The organism is Geomonas agri (assembly GCF_020179605.1).
GTDB lineage: Bacteria > Desulfobacterota > Desulfuromonadia > Geobacterales > Geobacteraceae > Geomonas > Geomonas agri.
On the sequence record NZ_JAINZO010000001.1, the window covers coordinates 1,715,894 to 1,734,339 of the forward strand.

At 58.8% G+C, this 18,446-nt stretch carries 17 protein-coding genes; all 17 read right to left on the reverse strand.

Annotated elements, in window-relative coordinates:
- A complete protein-coding gene (locus K7R21_RS07390) occupies nt 1-1,269 on the reverse strand; it encodes a hypothetical protein (RefSeq protein WP_224982628.1) in 1,269 nt (422 codons plus the stop codon).
- The gene (locus K7R21_RS07395) at nt 1,266-2,558 is read right to left on the reverse strand and encodes an ABC transporter ATP-binding protein (protein ID WP_224982629.1); all 1,293 of its coding nucleotides are present in this window, start codon (nt 2,556-2,558) and stop codon (nt 1,266-1,268) included. Before K7R21_RS07395 ends, K7R21_RS07390 begins: the two co-directional genes overlap by 4 nt.
- A complete protein-coding gene (locus K7R21_RS07400; RefSeq protein ID WP_224982630.1) occupies nt 2,555-3,397 on the reverse strand; it encodes an ABC transporter permease in 843 nt (280 codons plus the stop codon). Before K7R21_RS07400 ends, K7R21_RS07395 begins: the two co-directional genes overlap by 4 nt.
- Nucleotides 3,398-3,412: 15 nt before the next feature.
- Entirely contained in the window at nt 3,413-4,138 is a 726-nt protein-coding gene (locus tag K7R21_RS07405; protein ID WP_224982631.1) for a glycosyltransferase family 2 protein, read from the reverse strand.
- The gene (locus tag K7R21_RS07410) at nt 4,135-5,106 is read right to left on the reverse strand and encodes a glycosyltransferase family 2 protein (RefSeq protein WP_224982632.1); all 972 of its coding nucleotides are present in this window, start codon (nt 5,104-5,106) and stop codon (nt 4,135-4,137) included. The genes K7R21_RS07405 and K7R21_RS07410 overlap by 4 nt, the downstream gene beginning before the upstream one ends.
- Complete coding sequence (locus K7R21_RS07415; RefSeq protein ID WP_224982633.1) at nt 5,088-5,927, reverse strand: decaprenyl-phosphate phosphoribosyltransferase; 840 nt, start codon at nt 5,925-5,927, stop codon at nt 5,088-5,090. Before K7R21_RS07415 ends, K7R21_RS07410 begins: the two co-directional genes overlap by 19 nt.
- Nucleotides 5,927-7,636, reverse strand: coding sequence for a hypothetical protein (locus tag K7R21_RS07420; protein WP_224982634.1), 1,710 nt, complete (start codon nt 7,634-7,636; stop codon nt 5,927-5,929). The genes K7R21_RS07415 and K7R21_RS07420 overlap by 1 nt, the downstream gene beginning before the upstream one ends.
- Complete coding sequence (locus K7R21_RS07425) at nt 7,633-8,511, reverse strand: ABC transporter ATP-binding protein (protein ID WP_224982635.1); 879 nt, start codon at nt 8,509-8,511, stop codon at nt 7,633-7,635. Before K7R21_RS07425 ends, K7R21_RS07420 begins: the two co-directional genes overlap by 4 nt.
- 19 nt (nt 8,512-8,530) lie before the next feature.
- Nucleotides 8,531-9,397 (reverse strand): hypothetical protein, encoded by an 867-nt coding sequence (locus K7R21_RS07430; RefSeq protein ID WP_224982636.1) that lies wholly within the window; start codon nt 9,395-9,397, stop codon nt 8,531-8,533.
- Nucleotides 9,394-10,185 carry an ABC transporter permease subunit gene (locus K7R21_RS07435; protein WP_224982637.1) on the reverse strand — a complete coding sequence of 264 codons (792 nt, stop codon included), beginning with the start codon at nt 10,183-10,185 and terminating at the stop codon, nt 9,394-9,396. The genes K7R21_RS07430 and K7R21_RS07435 overlap by 4 nt, the downstream gene beginning before the upstream one ends.
- 131 nt (nt 10,186-10,316) lie before the next feature.
- The gene (locus K7R21_RS07440) at nt 10,317-10,736 is read right to left on the reverse strand and encodes a hypothetical protein (protein WP_224982638.1); all 420 of its coding nucleotides are present in this window, start codon (nt 10,734-10,736) and stop codon (nt 10,317-10,319) included.
- A 34-nt stretch (nt 10,737-10,770) separates the two neighbouring features.
- Nucleotides 10,771-10,995, reverse strand: a complete 225-nt coding sequence (locus K7R21_RS20680; protein ID WP_263630533.1) for a type IV pilin protein — start codon at nt 10,993-10,995, stop codon at nt 10,771-10,773.
- A 219-nt stretch (nt 10,996-11,214) separates the two neighbouring features.
- On the reverse strand, nt 11,215-12,588 hold the full coding sequence (locus K7R21_RS07450; protein WP_224982639.1) for a sigma-54-dependent transcriptional regulator: 1,374 nt from the start codon (nt 12,586-12,588) through the stop codon (nt 11,215-11,217).
- An 86-nt stretch (nt 12,589-12,674) separates the two neighbouring features.
- Nucleotides 12,675-14,297: a two-component system sensor histidine kinase NtrB gene (locus K7R21_RS07455; RefSeq protein WP_224982640.1), complete on the reverse strand. Its 1,623-nt coding sequence runs from the start codon at nt 14,295-14,297 to the stop codon at nt 12,675-12,677.
- 5 nt (nt 14,298-14,302) lie between these two features.
- The gene (locus K7R21_RS07460; protein ID WP_224982641.1) at nt 14,303-15,526 is read right to left on the reverse strand and encodes a type II secretion system F family protein; all 1,224 of its coding nucleotides are present in this window, start codon (nt 15,524-15,526) and stop codon (nt 14,303-14,305) included.
- A 43-nt stretch (nt 15,527-15,569) separates the two neighbouring features.
- Nucleotides 15,570-16,670: a type IV pilus twitching motility protein PilT gene (locus K7R21_RS07465; RefSeq protein ID WP_224982642.1), complete on the reverse strand. Its 1,101-nt coding sequence runs from the start codon at nt 16,668-16,670 to the stop codon at nt 15,570-15,572.
- Between the two features lie 32 nt (nt 16,671-16,702).
- Nucleotides 16,703-18,409, reverse strand: coding sequence for a type IV-A pilus assembly ATPase PilB (pilB, locus tag K7R21_RS07470; protein WP_224982643.1), 1,707 nt, complete (start codon nt 18,407-18,409; stop codon nt 16,703-16,705).
- Nucleotides 18,410-18,446 lie beyond the last annotated feature (37 nt).

Genomic DNA, 18,446 nt, shown 5'->3' on the forward strand with positions numbered 1-18,446 from the left:
TCAGTTCTCCAGCCCGGGAGCCGGGGTGATATGGAACCCCCCGCATGAGAAGTGCCGAGCCAAATAGGCCAGGGATAGGGTTCTGAACCAAGTGGGAAACATGGCGCCTTGGTTCACGCCGCTCGACATTTCCTGATGACCATAGGTCATCGTTTCGCAAAGCCTGAAGACGAAACCGTCGTCCTCGACTTGGTTGCAGATTACCCACTTCAGGGCGCGGCCCAGCGCCTCGTCAATCTCCGCCCTCCTCTCGGGAAGCACCGGGGCCAGGCGGCAAAGGATGTAAATCGAATCAATATCCTCACAGGCGCTGGAGTTGGCCGGCACACCGAAACCGCCCAGCGGGCTCTGCGTCTTGAGGACTTGGTCCACGATGGCGCCAGGATGCTCCACGCTCTGGCTGTCGTAGAAAAACAGCGGGTACAGGTGATAGGCGAATTGGACCATCCGGGAGCGCTGCACGGGATCGTCGGTCTCCCACCTACCCCACATGCCGGTCTCCGGGTTGACCCGTTCCTTAAGGTAGTGTTGCAGATAGCGAACAGCCTCCTCAGCACGGCCATCGCCCCAGGTGTCGCGCTGGTACTGCAGCAGAGAGCCGATGTTCATGATCTTGTTGTCGACGTCGTCTTCATGGGCAAAGGACGCATCCCAGTCCGACCGGTCCAGCCACGCCCTCAGCCGTTTCAGGTCACAGTAGGGCTCGAGGAAACTGAAAGGGTACCGGGGCTTAGCGCCCAGGTCCGTGTAGGCGCTGATCATGTGCAGAGCAAGATGCCGCGCCCCCCACCAGTCGGTATCGCCGTACAACCCGTTGTGCACCACGGGGTCGTAAAACAGCCCGTCCTCGGCCGACTGGAAGGAGTCGAAGTAGGCGGCCCAGCGTTTCCTGTCCACTGTGGGCTCTTCGAGCTTTGAAATCAGGGACAGGGTGAGGCAGGCGTACACCGAGGAGTAGAGTGTGGGCCGCGTGGTGCTGAGGGCGTAGAGATAGCTAAATTCACCGACCTGGTGTCGTTTCACGAACGCCACGACCCTGTCTCGGGCTGTCTGAAGTGCCCGGTCCGCTTCGGCAACTGGAAAATGAACTGCATGGACCCTGGCGGCAACTTCTTTGTCGATGCGCCTCACCGCCAGTCGACGGTCGAGCTGCGCCCGGCTGAGTCCGACGCGGTCCAGAAGGGGCAAAAGCATACCCTTGAGCAGCCGGCGCAAGGGGAGCCCCCCCCCGGCCTGACCGACGCCGCCCGAAGAGGGGGAGGACATCATACGGCCGCTCCTCTCGACGCGCCCGTCTCCTCCAGGTCAGCCTGGAAGACAAGAGAGGCCACCCCGTCCTCCTTGGTCAGCAGATAGCCGGTCCCGTAAATGTCGGCCTGGCTGATCTTGAACCCCAAGCAATGCTCCACCTTGTCCTCCAAGGCTCCCTGGTGGGAACCGAGCGACACGGTGAGGGTGTAGGAGCCGGGGGTGAACTGCCGGGCTAGCAGCGAAAAAGCGACGGCACCGCGTCCGGGGATCCTGTGCGGGGGCTGGAACGCCATGTAGGTATTTCCAGATGCCACCCGGATCCCATCCTGGGTGTGTATGATAAAACCGGCCCCAGCCAGCGCCACGTCCCCGGCATCATAGCAGATCCGGAACCTGATGGTGTCATTCTGGCTGAACTCGTTGGTCGGCAAGCCGCAGCCGTCGCAAAGCGAGATCTGCCGCATGACCGGTCTCATTCCGGAAAGACGGTTGGGATGCCGGGAAAGATCGACTTGGCTGGAGTGCGCGTCGAGCCCCATGGCGAGGTAATTCTGCACGGCATCTGCCGTAGTCCCGAAACAAGCGATCTTACCCTTCTCGATGAAGAGCCCCTTGTTGCAGAGCTGTTGGACCAGCCCCATGTTGTGGCTGACGAACAGGATAGTCCGCCCGTCACGCCCCACAGCCTCCATCTTGCCGAGGCACTTCTTCTGGAACTGAGCGTCACCGACAGCGAGTACCTCATCCACCACTAGGATCTCCGGCTCCAGGTGGGCGGCCACTGCGAAGGCTAACCGCACGTACATTCCCGAGGAGTAACGCTTGACCGGAGTGTCAAGGAAACGTTCGATCTCGGCGAAGTCGACGATCTCGTCGAACTTGCGCTTAATCTCTGCGCTCCGCATCCCAAGAATGGCCCCGTTCAGGAAGATGTTCTCGCGACCGCTCAATTCGGGGTGGAAGCCGGTGCCGACTTCCAGAAGGCTCGCCACCCTGCCCCTGATGCGGATCGCCCCCATGGTAGGCTGCGTGATGCGGCTTAGCACCTTGAGCAGGGTCGATTTCCCAGCTCCGTTGCGGCCGATTATGCCGATGCGCTCGCCCGGCTCCACCTTGAACGAGACATCCCTGAGAGCCCAGAACTCCTCTTGGCAAGGCGCCGCACCAGGAAAATTGCCAAGGCGCCTGAACACGGAGGCAAAGCCGCCGGCAATCACGTCGCGCAGGGCTAGGTACTGCTCCCTCTGACCATGCGAGACAAGGTACTTCTTGCCTAGATTTTCCACGGTGATCACGGGAGCCGTCATATCACGTCCGCCAGAATGCGCTCGGTCCTGCGGAAGAACCACACCCCGCTGACGAGAAGGAGCAGGGAGAGAAGCGTGGAGAGCGCAACCCCGGGCCAAAAGACCTCGCCCCGCCCTCCAAGGAGCGCCCACCGGAAGCCATCGATGACGCCGACCATGGGGTTGAGCGAATACAGAAGGCGCCAGGATTCGGGCACCACGGCGCTGGAAAATCCAACAGGCGAGACGTAGAGTCCGAACTGGAGCAGGAAGGGAACTAGGTAGCGGAAGTCGCGGTACTTTACGTTGAGCGCGGCGAACCAAAGTCCCGCCCCGCAAAGGAACAGGGAGCAAAGAAGCAGGAACAACGGTAGCGCGGCGAGGCGCCAGCCGGGCAGGAAGCCATACCAGAGCATCAGTCCTCCCATGAGAGCTAGCGAGACGACGAGGTCGACGACACTAGCCAGGATGCTCCCCAAGGGCACGATCAGGCGCGGGAAATAGACCTTGGTGAGCAGGTTGGCGTTACCCACCAGGGAACCGGAACTCTCGGAGAGGGCATTGGCGAAGAAGGTCCACGGGAGCAGCCCGGCGAACACCAGCAACGGATAAGGGACGTCCCCTGAAGGCATCTTGGCGAGGACGCCGAAGACAACGGTGAAGGCAGCCATGGCCAGCAGGGGACGCAGCACGGTCCAGATCACTCCGATGGCGGTCTGCTTGTAGCGGACCATCACGTCGCGCCAGACCAGGAACCAGAGCAGTTCCCGGTACCTCCAGAGGTCACGCCAGTAATGCAGCGCCGGTGCGTCAGGCTCGATGAGTAATAGGTCAGGTTGTGAGGTTTCTTCTATGGCCATGGCCTCTTTGTGGTGTTAAACGCCGCGTATGGGACGCAGCTTCTTCATTAGCGGCAAAATCCTCGTGGCATAATAACCTGAAATGGCCAGTGCCGCCCAGCAAAAACCGAAATTTGCCCTCACAATCCGCAAAGTTTCGGTGAAACGTGGGCGATCGCTCACCCCGCCCGGGCTGGCATAGCCGATCAACTGTGGACAGAAGACAAAATTGACCCCGTCTTTTTTCATTCTCTGATTGAAATCGAAGTCGGCGTACACCGGGTAACGGCAGTCAAATGGTGGCTCGGGGTGCAGCCGCTTGGGCACGAGGAGCGCCTGGTGGTGCAGGGTGTTGTAGAGCCTCAAGTGCCAGTCGGCTCTCGGGTGAAAGACCCGCCCCGGCCCCATCTGCACCGCACCGTAGAGAACATCGCCGGGGGCGTAGGCATCAAGACGCTCCGGCAGGGAGATCACCCGGTCCCCCGCGCCGAGAAAGAGGATGGAGCTCTCGGGGTCTGCAGCACGCCACCCCTTGTTCATGGCGTCGTACGTGCCGCGATCCGGTTCGCTCACCCAGTAATGCAACCGGTCTGCGTACCTCTTGATGACCTGCAGCGTACCGTCGGTGGAGCCACCATCGATAATGAGGTAGTCTATGGCTCTGGTGCGCTTTTGCTCCAGCACGCTGAGGATGGTATCTTCGAGCTCGCTCGCGGCGTTACGCACCACGGTCACGATGGAGATGCGCGGCTCCTTGCTCATCGCTTCGCCCTGCCCAGGATGAGCCGCAGCACCATGGCAGCGTGATCGAAGCGTCCCAGCAGTATGCGCAGCAGCAGTCCCCCGACCAGCACCAGGTAGACGGTCGGCAGCGCGTAGGGATAGTAGCGCCGGGTGAACAGGATGCGGTTGCGCACGTTGTAGAAGTCGCAGGTGTAGCTCTTGCGGCGCGGGTTGCTGCTGGTGCCAATGCTGCGGCCCACCTTGTGATAGACAAGGCTCCGCGGCGCAAAGCCGAGCTCGAAGCGTCCCTTCGCCCGCTCCGCCCAGTCCGCCTCCTCGAAGTAGAGGAAGTAGTCCTCGGACATGAGCCCCACCTCCTTGAGAAAGCGTCGGGAGACCATGAGGGACGCACCTTCCACGTAGTTCATCCACCGCTCCGCTCTGCCCCGCTCGGTGCGCCCTCCCCAGAATCGGCCGTAGTGCCAGGGAAGGCCGACGAAGCGGCAGTAATGCCCCCCACCCAGTGCCTGCACCTTGTCCCGGTCCTCGTAGTAGCGGATGGTCGAGCCGCACATGCCGATGGAGGGCTGTTCCTCCATGCGCCGCACCAGGTGTGCAAGCGCATCGGGATCGACAACCGTGTCGTTGTTGAGCAGCCAGGCGTAGGAGAAATCGTCCCGGGAGAGGGCGTAGCGCAACGCAACATTGTTGCCGCCGGCGAAGCCCAAATTCGCTCCGTTTCGCACCAACACAAGCCAGGGGTCCAGCCCCGCAATGCCGCCGCACTCCGCCTCGGCGGCACTGTACTCTGCGCAGTCGATGTCGTGGTCATCAACCCAGTCACGAAGGCGATGCAGCGAATCGTCCGTCGAGCCGTTGTCACAGACTATGACGCTCAAGGGGGAGTAGCTGAGTGCGCGCAGGCTTTCCAGGCACTCCAGGGTGTCCCGCCAGCCGTTCCAGTTGACAACAACGACGTAGACCCGGTTCACCAGTAGATGCTCCACGCAACCAGGGCAACCCAGACGATGCCAACGGCGAAGAGCGTCGGATCCTTCAAAAGCGATTCGGTGGGGTCACCATTTTGCCCCGACTGCACCCGGAACATGTAGCGCAAGAGGCCAAAGCAGCACAGGGGAACGCTGTATATCAGGGTGTGCCTGTTGATGGTGTACATGGCATAGGTGACGAGCACTGCTCCGCCGGTCATATACATCATCCCTTCCAGGAAACCCGCCGGATAGTGGGCCAGGTTCTCCCGATGGCCGCAGGCGCCGTCACCCAGCAACCGGTGTTCACAAAGCCGCTTCCCCGTGCTGAGAAAGATCGACAGCAAAAACACACTCATAAAGAGCCAGGGGGAAATGACGATATGGAAGACTTCGCCGCCGGCCTGAAGACGTAGCAGGAAACCGGCCGAGATGCAAAAGAGATCAACCAGTGCGAAGGACTTGAGGATCATGGAATAGGACAAGGTGACCATGACATAAGCGGACAGCAGCGCGATGAAAGCCAGGTTGACCCGGCTCCCTAACGCAAGGCCGCCGATAAAAAATGCCAGCGCAAGCAAAGCGGCGCGACTGACACTCACCTCACCGGTTGCCAGAGGTCGCTTGTTCTTGGTGGGGTGGCACGCGTCACGTGCCCGGTCCCGTATGTCGTTGACGAGGTATCCAGCGCTGGAAACGAGGCAAAATGCGGAAAAAGCAGTGATCCCCGTGGCTGTCTGTGCTGGTGACAAAATTTGACCGCCCAGAAAAGGAGGGAAGAAAAGCATCAGGTTTTTCAACCACTGAGCGGGACGCAGCAAGGTGAGATAAGCCCTCATCACTGTCCGACCTCCAGCTTTTGCAGCATTTTCGCCGCTGCCGCACGGTAGTGCGTATCGGCAGAGGCTTCCCGCACCGCCTGGCGGAAGTAGGACATGGCCCCGGCAACATCGCCGCGCTTTTGCGCCACCTTACCGCTCTGGTAGAGGTTGAAGGGATCATGCGTCTTCAGGTACATCAACCGGTAGGTATCGATCAGGTCGCGGTAAATTGCGTCCCTGACCGCGGCGTCGGCGGCCTGCCGGGCAAGGCTGTCATCGGCCTTGGCCAGCAGCTGCAGGAATTCCGGGCCGGCCTGCTCCTTGAGGGAAAAATTGCGGTAAAAATAGTCCCGTGCGCCCTGATAATCTCCCACATCAAGCCGCACCGACATCAGGTCTTTCTTGATGAGGTCAGCGATCGATGCCCGATGGTTCAGCCGTTCGGCCGTCTCGATTTCGCTGCGCCCCTGCTGCAGTTCTCCCTTTAATAAAAGAGCGACGCCGAGCTCGAGGTGTGCTCCTGCAAAGCCAGGGGACTTACGCACCGTGTCCCGGAAAAGAGTAAGGTTGTCCTGCCATACCAAGGTGCGCTGCACCGTCAAAGTGCCCGCGACGACAGCGATGGCAACGACCGTGGGCAGCAACCACTGCTGCCGATTGGCCTTCTCCAGAAAAACCGAGGCCTGGCCGGCAACCCCCAGGCACATGAACGCCGAGGGAAGATAAAGGTAGCGCTCGGCAAACGGAGTCCATGCGACATGGCCCAGCGAGACCGCAAGGGCGGGGAGCAAAAAGATGACGCAAGCTGCGGCAAGCACGGCGGCCATGCTACGCGTCTTCAGCCAGAACGGCAACAGCAGTAATGAGAGGATGGCGGGTACCAGATAGAGCACTGAGACGGTATCGATAGCAAAATTGAGGGGAAGCGGCATCAGCAGTTTTTTCAGATAGAAGCCCAGTGCCGAGGTGACGGTTTGCAAAGCCGTGAGCGCTCCACCGCCCTGGTTGCTCAGCAAGTTGCTGGCGCTGAGAGTCGGGCTAAGCGCGGCGAAGGTAACCAGCAGTAACATGCAGCAGGCGGCAACTCCAGCCAAAACGACAATAGCGGTCCGCCTGTACCGGGCAGGGGACGGCCAGTAGAAGGTCAGCAGCATCGCGGCCGGCAAGAAACAAATCGCGATCTCCTTGGCCAGCACCCCCAAAACGAACAGCAGCAAGGCCGCGTAAAGAAAGGGAAGCCGGTCCGTGCTGAGGCACCGCAACAGACACCAGAGCGCGGCGAGGACAAAAACCGCAGCCAAGGGGTCGGTACGGCCGGCGATCCATGTTACAGGTTCTGCGTTGACGGGATGAACGGCGAAAAGAATGGCAGCAGCCAGCGGAAAACACGGTGCTTTGATGGACCAGGCACCTGCCAGTTGCCTACCGATCAGGAACAACAGCACGGTGCTCAGTGCATGGAACAGGATGTTTTCCAGATGCATGAATCGGGGATGCATGCTCCAGAGAAGGTTGTCCAGGTAATAGGACAGTTCTACCAGGGGCCTGTAGTAGTAACTTCCGCCGGGACGGAACAAACCTGTTAATGTCTTGCCCGCGCCGGGGTCGTAGGCTGCGATGATGCGCGGGTCGTCGACTGAACATGTACCAGCAGAGAGTGCCGGGTAATAGACACAAAGGACGACAGCCGCCAGAAGAAGTATCTGATAGCAGGGTTTGAGTTTCATCCCGAGGTCTGCTTTGATGACACCATTTCCAGAAAAAATGCTTCCATGTCCTTCCTTTTGGGCTCCACCCGTTCGATGGAGCACCGCTGCTCTATCGACCTCTCGATGAAATCCTGCAGATCGGCTTTGGCCACAACTCGCTCCTCGGTTGTGCCGTCAGGATTGAGGAGTCGCACGGTGTACCCCTCGACTCCACGCTCGAGGATGCCGGACACAGTATCGACGGCGAGAAGGACGCCTTTGTTGATGACGCCGACCCGGTCGCACACGGCTTCCACGTCAGCAGTGATATGTGTGCTGAAAAAGACGGTCTTGCCGCGCTCTTTGAGCTCGCGGATGATATCCTTCACCAGCGCCCGACCGATCGGGTCCAGGCCGCTCATCGGCTCGTCGAGAACATATACCGCTGGATCATGTATCAGCGTCTGGGCCAGACCCAGCCGCTGCACCATCCCCTTGCTGTAGCTACGGATCGGGCGTTTGCGGGCCTCCAAAAGATCGAGACGCTCCAGGACTTCGCCACTTCTGGTGGAAATTTCGGCCGGGGACATTTTGAAGCTCTTGCCGACAAAGCGCAAGTACTCTTCGCCGGTGAGAAAATCATAAAAAGAGGGATTCTCGGGGAGAAAGCCCACCTCGGAACGGGAAGATTTCTCGGTGACGTCGACCCCCATGATCCGAGCGGAGCCGGAGGTGCTGCGGATAAGGCCCAGCAAAATCTTGATCGAAGTGCTTTTGCCAGCACCGTTGGGACCGAGAAAGCCGAACACCTCGCCCTGGTCAACCTGCAGTGACAGGGATTTCAATGCGTTGACGGTGACCTTCTTTTTCCCCTGGAATACCTTGTTTAATTCGTTGAATTCTATCGCGTGCATTTCCGCCTCGGACCTCGACTCATTTTTTCACACCGGAGAAAGAGAAACCGCTCGTAGAGCTGATGCTGCCATCACTTTGCAGGATGAATTTCCCGCCATACGGATCCCTGGGAAGCGCACGCAAAAAGCCCTCACGCACCAAGATCTCCAGTGATGCGGGCAGTACACCGCGCTGCTTTACAAAAGCATCGCGCGCCTTTTCCAGCTCCAGCACCCTGATGAAGGCTGACTGGCGGATAAGGAGCGACTTTTTCACGCCCTGGTCACGCGAGTTTCTCGCCATGTTGCCGAGGTAGACAATGGCCATTTCGGTACTGCCGGAACGCTGCATGTAACGACCAGCCAAATTGATAAACATGTTATTGCCGCTCAGGTCCGCCGCACGGCGGTAGTATTTGGCGGCACGTCCATAGTCCTTCAGGAAATAGGCATAGTTGAATCCGACAAAGTAGGGAAGCTGCCAGTCCCAGTCACGATATTCCATGCCGCGCTCCAAGAACATGTTGGCAAGAGCGACCTGCCCTACGTTCCAGGTGAGAATGGCCTGGGCGAAATAGTAGCCATCCATGTTGTAGGGGTCCAGCTTCAGGCTCGCATCGATGGTGCGCGACATGGCGGGGTAATCAACCGGCATCTCCAGTTCGTTGTTTGCCTTCTCCACCAGCCCGCCGTAATACATCAGGACCTTCAGCATCAATAAGGCCCCGACTGTTTCCCGGTGATCGGCCGACATGACCTTCATGGTGTTGACGCTCGGTACATACCCGAGTTTTTCCACGAATGGCTTGCTTCTCATGTAATCGGCAAGAGCGAAGACGACAACCAAATAGCCCGCCAGGAGCATGGGGACAACAAGAAAAAGTTTCCGCACCGTTTTGGGCATCATTTCATCTCGCGTCGGGTGAAAATAACCGTTGCCAAGATCACCAGCAGGGTCGTGTAGATGCAGAAGTACATGACAGGAAGGGCCACGGCTTTCATCGACAGGGGAATCCCGTAAATGGCGTTGATCCTGAGGTTGAAGGCGCTGAAATTGGGCAGCAGGTAGTAGAGAAACGAGGCCGCCTGTTTAACCACTGGAGACAACGTCTTGGCCAGTGGAGAATGGACATAGTCGTAGGCCTGCTGAGAGGCGTTTCCGGCAAGAAACACGGAAATGGTGCCAAAAATGGGGAGAAAAAACGAGGTACTGACCGTGGAAAACAAAAAGGCGTAGGCGACCAGCATGACGTATTTCAACAGATCGGCCCCAATACACAAAACCAGATTAATCCAGACGATAGGTCGATCAGCAGGATAAATTCCCGAGGCGAGCCAGATCATGCAGCACGCGACCGTGCCAAGCACGAGCGTCGCCAGGAGCAAAAACAGGGCAACCGCTACGAATTTACCCACGAGGTAGGCACTGCGACTGAGCGGAAGACTGAGTACGCTGTAGGTATAACGCCGCTCGATATCCTTCCACAGCGAGGTAGCGCCCAGGGAGACTGACAGCAGGAGAAGAATTACAGAAAGCAGAGAAAGCGACAAGGTAATCGAGAGCTCAGTCACTTGCCGCATGGAAAGTGAGCTGACCGAAGGGATTAGCACGAACAACAGGGCAACGACTACAATGCCGTGAAAAACCCTGTCCCGAAAGATCGCACGCAGGTTAACAGCAACTGTGTTGAGCATACCGCTTATCAGCGCTCCTCATTTTAAAAAGGGATAGTGAGCCACAGGCGGACAAAAAAATCCGGTCTACGATAGAAAACGGGATGCCGAAGCATCCCGTTCTCCGTGAATCCAATCGGTACCAGTTCGGCTTAGTAGGCAGTCCAACCGGTGGTGATGAAGTTGGAGTTGTTCAAGAGAGTGCCGAAAACAGCCGGATCAAGGATGGTCCCGCTGGCATTTTGCTTGAAGTAGATGGTGGTCGAATCGTTCGCGGTGCCGAATACCTTCGAGCCGTCTACATGCTTGGTGCCGATCGCGTAGCTGGAGCTCTGACCGGTACCCTGGTTGGTGGTGTCATAGTTGACGATAGCGCTTACTTTGGAAGACAGCTTGATCAGCGGGCTTTTAGCGTCGGTAGCATTCTGCTGGGTGTTGCCGCCATAGATAGAAACGGCGGGACCGGTTACGGCATGGCTGCCGAGAACGGTGCCGGCAGTACCCTGGCCGGCGAAAGCGTATGACGAAGCGAACGAAAGCGAGAGCAGCGTTAAGGCGAGAACCTTTTTCATTTTATCCTCCGATTAGCAGATCTGGTTATTGGTATTAGTTGTATTCGTAGTATGCCGGGTAGGTCTGCACGTCAGCATAGTACGCTTCCTGTCCGGTTTTCCAGTTCTTCAGGTCGGAGTTGGAAGCAGCGTTGAAGGCCTTCTCGCGGTAAGCGGAGAACTGCGGAATCGCGATGGCGGCCAGGATGCCGATGATCGCGACGACGATCAAGAGCTCGATCAGGGTGAAGCCTTTGTTGCTTCTGATTTTGTTTAACATTTGTTTCTCCTTTTCGTTGATGGATTGCCGATTGATAGATCTGGGTAGATCATCGGTACCGCAAGACGTGCTCTAGAGAGCAACATGTAGGCCAAAACCAAGAAAAAGAGATAAACAGAGTAAATAGAAAGACTTTGCATCAACAGCCGGATCGGATACAAAAGCCCAAAAACGTCACAGCGACAATTTTGGCAACCAGATGGTGACGTTTTTTGTCAGTCACTCTTCATCCATGCCGAACTTTGCCAGGCGGTAGCGGAAGGAACGGAAGGTCATGCCGAGCAAGGCTGCCGCACGCTTCTTCACTCCTCCACACTTATCCAGTGCCTGCACCAAGAGCTTCTGTTCCAGGTTGTCCAAATAAGCCTGCAGGTCCATCCCCTCCTCCGGGATGCCTATCCCGTCCGGTGCTGGGGAGGAGATCCTGTGCTCGCGCACGGCGGGCGGGAGGCAGTCGAGGGCGATCACCCTGCTGCCGAGCACGACGCAGCGCTCCACCAGGTTCTCGAGCTCGCGCACGTTGCCAGGGAAGGGGTAGTTGAAGAGAACGCGCATGGCATCAGGGGTGATGATGTCGCCGGTGCCCGACCAGATGGAGTACTTCTTGTAAAAATGCTCGACCAGCGCCGGGATGTCCTCGCTTCTCTCCTTGAGGGAGGGCATACGAATCTGGACCACGTTGAGGCGGTAGAAGAGGTCTTCACGAAAGCTCCCCTCGCGGACCTGCTCCTCGAGGTTACGGTTCGATGCCGCGACGATGCGCACGTCGGCTTTGAGCGAAGCGGCGCCCCCGACTCTACGGAATTCCCGTTCCTGCAGTACACGCAAAAGCTTCGCCTGCAACAGCAAAGGGACCTCACCTATCTCGTCCAGAAACAGGGTGCCCCCCTCTGCCTGTTCGAAAAGACCGGGGCGATCCGCGATGGCGCCGGTGAAGGCCCCCTTGGTGTGGCCAAACAGCTCGCTCTCGATGAGGGTTTCGGGAATCGCGCCGCAGTTCACCGCCACAAAGGAGGCTGATTTGCGCGGGGAATTGTAATGGATGGCCCTCGCCGCCAGTTCCTTGCCGGTGCCGCTCTCTCCGGCGATAAGGACGTTGGCCGTGCTGTCGGCGACCTTGGCGATGAGATCGTAGACGTCGCGCATCTGCTTGCTCTTGCCGATGAGCCCAGAGAAGCTGAAGCGTTCCTGCACTTCAGCCTTCAGTCGGATGTTCTCCTGCACAAGCCTTTGCTTTTCCAGGGCCTTCCGCACCAGAACCTTCACCTCTTCGACTTTGAAGGGTTTGCCGATGTAGTCGTAGGCCCCAAGCTTCATCGCCTCCACCGCCTGTTCAGCGGTGGTGAAGGCGGTGATCAGCAGCACCGCCGTGTCCGGGGACTCGGCTTTGACCCGCGTAAGCAGCTCAATGCCGTTCAGTCCCGGCATGCTGACGTCGGAGATCACCATGTCATAACGCTGATCGGCCATGCAGGAAAGCGCGTGCTCCGCACTTTCAGCCTGGTCCACCAGGTACCCCTCTCCATCCAGCAGGATGGAGAGGAACTCCCGCATGCTCAGCTCATCATCGACAACCAAAATTCTGGCACGCACGTAAAAAACCTCGCTCAGTAATCTCTGTGAAAAAGTGGAGCCAGCGGCCCCGGCCAGTACCCCGGCCCCAGTCCCTGCCCCGCTTTTTAAGCCGGCAGATGCAGGGTCACCGTAGTTCCCTTGCCCAAGGTGCTGTTGATGGACATCCTGCCGCCATTTGTTTCCACGATGCGGTACACCGTGGCAAGCCCGAGCCCGGTGCCCCCCCTCTTGGTGGTGAAGAAGGGCTCGAAAACCTGCTTAACTGCGTCCTGACTCATCCCGGAGCCGTTGTCTCTGACCCGAATGTGCACCTCGTTGTGCCCTTTGCAGTTGACTCGGGCGCCATCAATCGAGATCACTCCTTCTCCCTCGATGGCTTCCGCGGAGTTGACCAGGAGGTTCCAGAAAACCTGGGAGCATTGGTCCTTATCGAACTGCACCGCCAAGTCAGCGGGAAGCTGGTTCTGTATGGCGACCTGCTCCAGGCGCGGATCCGTATCCAGCAGCGCACAGAGGTCCGTGATCACCTTGTGCAGGTTAAGCTGCACCTTGGTGGGGGTAGCAGGTTTGGCGTAGACCAGGAAATCACGCAGCAAGCCGTCCAGGCGATCGGTTTCCCGAACGATAATCGAGAACAACCGTTCATCCTTCTCATCCACCCAGGGCCGCAAGGCGACCAGTTGCACAGATCCGCTGATGGCTGCCAGCGGGTTGCGTATCTCGTGCGCCATGCGCGCGGAAAGCTCGCCCAGCGCCGCCAAACGGTCGGCACGTTTCAACTCGGTGGCCATCCGCTTGATGTCGGTCAGGTCATGGAGGTCGAAAATCGCCCCCACCGTAGCGCCATCCTTGTCCAGCAGTGGAACCGACTTGTACGACAGCAGTAGCTCTTTACCGTCCACACCGACATGTTGGAACTCGCCTTGCCCGGATTCAAAGAAGGTGGCTTCGAACCCAGCGCAACCGGGAAGCACCTCGGTAACCAAGCGGTCATAGGCGTCCTGCTGGGAGATCCCGGTGAGCATCTCAGCGTAACGGTTGAAAACGCGGATCCTGCCCGCAGCGTTAATGGTCAAAAGACCGCTGTCGATGGTGGAAACGATGCAGCTATTCAGGCGCTCCAGTTCCTCGTAATCGATCACCTTTTCCTGCAGTGCGCTCTCGGAGATCCGGGCACGCTCGGCGAGGTGGCCGGCGAGGAACGCGGTCAGGAAGAAGGCGGAACAGTGGAGGAAGATCAGGTAGAACAGGTACTCGGCGCCCCACTGCTGGGCGGGGTGAGAGGAAAGCCCGAGGGGAACCAGCTTGCCGTAATACTGGAAATCGAGGATGGTGCCGTAGAGAATGACACACAACGACGCGGTGTAGTAGGCCTGGGAACGGGCCAACAGCACACTGGCGCTGATTATCGACAGAAAGTAGAGAAACGCGTAATGGGAGGTGACCCCGCCCGAAACCAGGATCAAAACGGTGACCAGGATCAGATCCCAGACGATCTGGAGGTGGGTCAGGGTACGGGTGGTCTTGGAGGACGCCTGGCGCAGCGCCACTAGCGACAAAAGCGAAAAGAGGTAAGTGGCGCCGATCAGCCGGATAAGGACTTTGCTGGCGACCTCGCCACTTACGTCATAGGTGTGTATGTCGAGGTAAACGGTGGTAACCAGGAAGACCGATACCACCAACAGCCTTAGCAGTATGAACCAAAAGACTTTTTTCTTTTCGATCATCCAGCTTAACCGCCAACCGCACCGGCCAATTTGAAGATCGGAAGATACATGGCTATGACCAGTCCGCCGACCGTAGTGCCGAGAAACACCATGAGCAGCGGCTCCATCATGGCGGTGAGGGCGCCAACGGCGTCATCGACCTCGTCATCGTAGAAATCAGCGATTTTGTTGAGCATGGCATCCATGGCGCCGGTCGCCTCGCCAACGGAGATCATCTGCACCACCATGGGAGGAAAGACGCCGCTTTCCGCCAGCGGTTCCGCGATGGTCTTGCCCTCGGAAATGGACTGGCGCACGTTGTAGATCGCCGCCTCGACGACCTTGTTCCCGGCGGTCTTGGCGACGATGTCCAGGCCATCCATAATGGGAACGCCGGAGCTGATCATGGTCCCCAGAGTGCGGGTGAACTTCGCAACCGAGACCTTGCGGATCAGCGGCCCGGCAATGGGCGCCTTGAGCGCAAAGGCGTCGAGAACCTTCCTGCCGTTTTCCGTGTTGTAGTACTTGCCGATGCCGTATTTTATACCGAACATGGCTGCAATGATCACGACGATGTACTTGACCAGGAAGTTGGAAAGCGCGATGACGAATTTGGTCGGTGCCGGCAACTCGCCGCCGAAATCGGCAAACATCTTCGCGAAAGTCGGAATGACGAAGACCAGGATGACGCCTACGACGATCACGGCGATGGACATGATGGTTATCGGGTAGACCATGGCGCCCTTGACCTGCTTCTTAAGCTTCATCGCCTTCTCGATATAAGCAGCGAGCCTGGCCAGGATGGTATCGAGGATACCGCCCACCTCGCCTGCGGCGACCAGGTTGACGTAGAGCTGGTCGAAGGCGGTGGGGTGCTTGGCGAGGGCGTCGGCGAAGGTGGAGCCGCTTTCCACGCTTTCCTTGACCTTTACCAGGATATCCTTGAAGGTCTTGTTTTCCTGCTGGCTGGAGAGGATGTCCAGACACTGCACCAACGGCAGGCCCGAGTCGATCATGGTGGCGAACTGGCGCGTGAAGACGACCAGGTCCTTGGTCTCTATCTTCTTCGGGCCGCCGAAACCAGGGATCTTCAGCTCCATGGAGAGGCCTTTGCCCTGCTCCTTGATGGTGATGCCGGAAAAACCGTATCTCTTAAGCTGCGTCTCGACCATGGAGGCGCTGGCGGCTTCCATGACGCCCTTTTGGACGCTGCCCGCCTTGCTTCTTGCTTCCCAATCAAACTTTGCCATGTCTTATTACTCCTTTCCCGGCACCGGCCGGGACTGGCTGCTGCTATCGCTGCGGTGGCCGCCTCATCTGTGAAGCCGCGCTACCCGGGGCGAGCATTTGCTTCAGCTCGTCGGGTTCGGACGAGCGGCCCAGGGCGTCATCCACGGTAATGACTCGGCGCGACAAAAGGTTCATCAGGCACTGGTTCATGGTCTGCATGCCGAACTTCTCCTGCCCGACCTGCATCTGCGAGTAGATCTGGTGCACCTTGTCCTCGCGGATCAGGTTCCTGATGGCGGGGTTGGGGACCATAACCTCGAGCGCCAGCGCGCGCCCCGACCCGGTAGCCTTCGGGATCAGTGTCTGAGACATGACCCCTTCCAGCACGAAGGAGAGCTGGGTCCTCACCTGGGTCTGCTGGTAGGGAGGGAACACGTCGATGATCCTGTTCATGGTCTGTGCGCAAGAGTTGGTGTGCAGGGTGGCGAAGCAGAGGTGGCCGGTCTCGGCCAGGGTCAGTGCCGCCTCAATGGTCTCCAGGTCGCGCAACTCGCCGATCAGGACCACGTCCGGGTCCTGGCGCAGCACGTACTTCAGGGCGTGCTTGAAGCTCTTGGTATCGGCTCCCACCTCGCGCTGGTTCACGATGCACCCCTTGTGCGGGTGCAGGTACTCGATCGGGTCCTCGACGGTCACGATGTGGTCGTGACGGTTCACGTTGATGTGATCAATCATGGAGGCGAGCGTGGTCGACTTGCCGGAACCGGTAGGACCGGTGACCAGGATCAGGCCGCGCGGCTTGTCGCACAAGGCCCTGACCACGGGGGGAAGTCCCAGTTCCTCGAAGGTGAGAATCTTGTACGGGATGACCCTGAAGACGCCGGCGACGGCGCCCCGCTGCACGAAGATGTTCCCCCTGAAGCGCGACAGCCCCTTCACGCCGAAGGAAAGGTCCAGCTCGTTTTCCTCCTCGAAGCGGTGCTTTTGAGCATCGGTGAGTATGCTGTAGCAAAGCTGCTTGGTCTCGATCGCGGTGAGCGGTGGGACGTCCATTGGGGTGAGTCTACCGTCGATGCGGATCTGCGGGGAGGTATTGGTGGTGATATGGAGGTCGGATCCGCCCCTCTCCACCAGTTCCTTGAGCATTTGATGAAAGTTGATCATGAATACCTCGTCTCCGTTACCCTTTGGTGGCGTCAGTCATCGGCGACCGTAACCCTCAGAACTTCCTCGAATGAAGTGACCCCTTCCATGAGCTTGGTGAGCCCGGACTGGCGCATGGTCTTGACCCCCAGGCGCATGGACTCGCGCTTGATCTCGGCGGTGTTGGCACCGTTGAGGATCAGCTCGCGGATCGGTTCCAGCATCGGCATGACCTGGTAGAAGCCTACCCTCCCCTTGTAGCCGGTACCGTTGCACTTGGGACAGCCGGTGCCGTGGAAGCAGACCACGGACGGGGCTTGGTCGGCCGGTACGCCGGCGTCGATCAGGGCCTGCACCGGCACCTCCTCGACCACCTTGCACTCGCCGCAGACGCGGCGCGCCAGGCGCTGGGCCGTGATCAGATTCACCGCCGAGGCGACCAGGAAGGGCTCGATGCCCATATTGAGCAGACGGTTGATGGTCGAGGGGGCGTCGTTGGTGTGCAGGGTCGAGAGCACCAGGTGGCCGGTCAAGGCAGCCTTGACGCCGATCTCCGCGGTCTCGAAGTCACGGATCTCGCCGATCATGATTACGTCCGGGTCCTGGCGCAGGAAGGCACGCAGGGCAGCCGCGAAGTTGAGGCCTATGTCCTCGTGCATCTGCACCTGGTTGATGCCGGCGAAGTTGAACTCGACCGGGTCCTCGGCGGTGGAGATGTTCTCGGTGACCTTGTTCAGCTCGGAGAGCGCAGAGTAGAGCGAAACCGTTTTGCCGCTACCAGTAGGACCGGTAACCAGCACCATGCCGAAGGGCTTGTGGATCTCACGCTGGAAGTGCTCCAGCGCCTCGGGTTCGTATCCCAGCTTGGTCATGTCCAGCTGCAGGTTGCTCTTGTCCAGAAGACGCAGGACGATCTTCTCGCCGAACAGGGTAGGGAGCACCGAGACACGGAAGTCCATGTCCTTGCCGCCCCCCAGTTTGATCTTGATACGACCGTCCTGGGGCAGGCGCCGCTCGGCGATGTCCAGCTCGCTCATGATCTTGATGCGGGAGGTGATGGCGTTTTTCAGCTTCAGGGGGGGCTTCATCACCTCGTAGAGCACGCCGTCGATGCGGTAGCGGACGCGGAAGTATTTCTCGTAGGGCTCGATATGAATATCGGACGCCTTCTTCTTGATCGCGTCGGTGAGGATGAGGTTGACCAGCTTGACGACCGGGGCGTCCTCGGTAGCGCGCTCCAGGGAGCCGACATCGATCTCCTCCTCGTCGCCGATGACCTCCAGGTCCTCCATCTCCAGGTCGCTCATCACGTCGGCCAGAGAGGCGCTCTGGTCGTAGAACCTGTCGATGGCCGTCTTGATGGAGCTCTCGGCCACCACGACCACTTCCACGTTGTAGCCGGTCATGAACTTGATGTCGTCGATAGCAAAGATGTTACTGGGGTCGCTCATGGCGATGATGAGCGTGGACCCGGCCCTGTTAACGGGAACGATCTGGTACTTGTGCGCTATTTCGGCGGGAATGATCTTGACGACGGCGGCATCGACCTCGTAGTCGGCGAGGTTGATAGTAGGAACACCGTATTGCTTGGAGAGAAACGAGGTGAGATCTGCCTCGTTGATCAGACCATCCCTGACCAGAATAGAGCCCAGACGCAGTTGGCCGCCCGCAGCTTTCTGTTCCGCAAGCGCCTGCTTCAGCTGTTCCTTGGTGATCAGGTTGTTTGTGACCAGCAGTTCACCCAGTCTGCTTACGTGCATAGCTACCTCAGGGGGTTAAATAACCTGTGAATGGTAT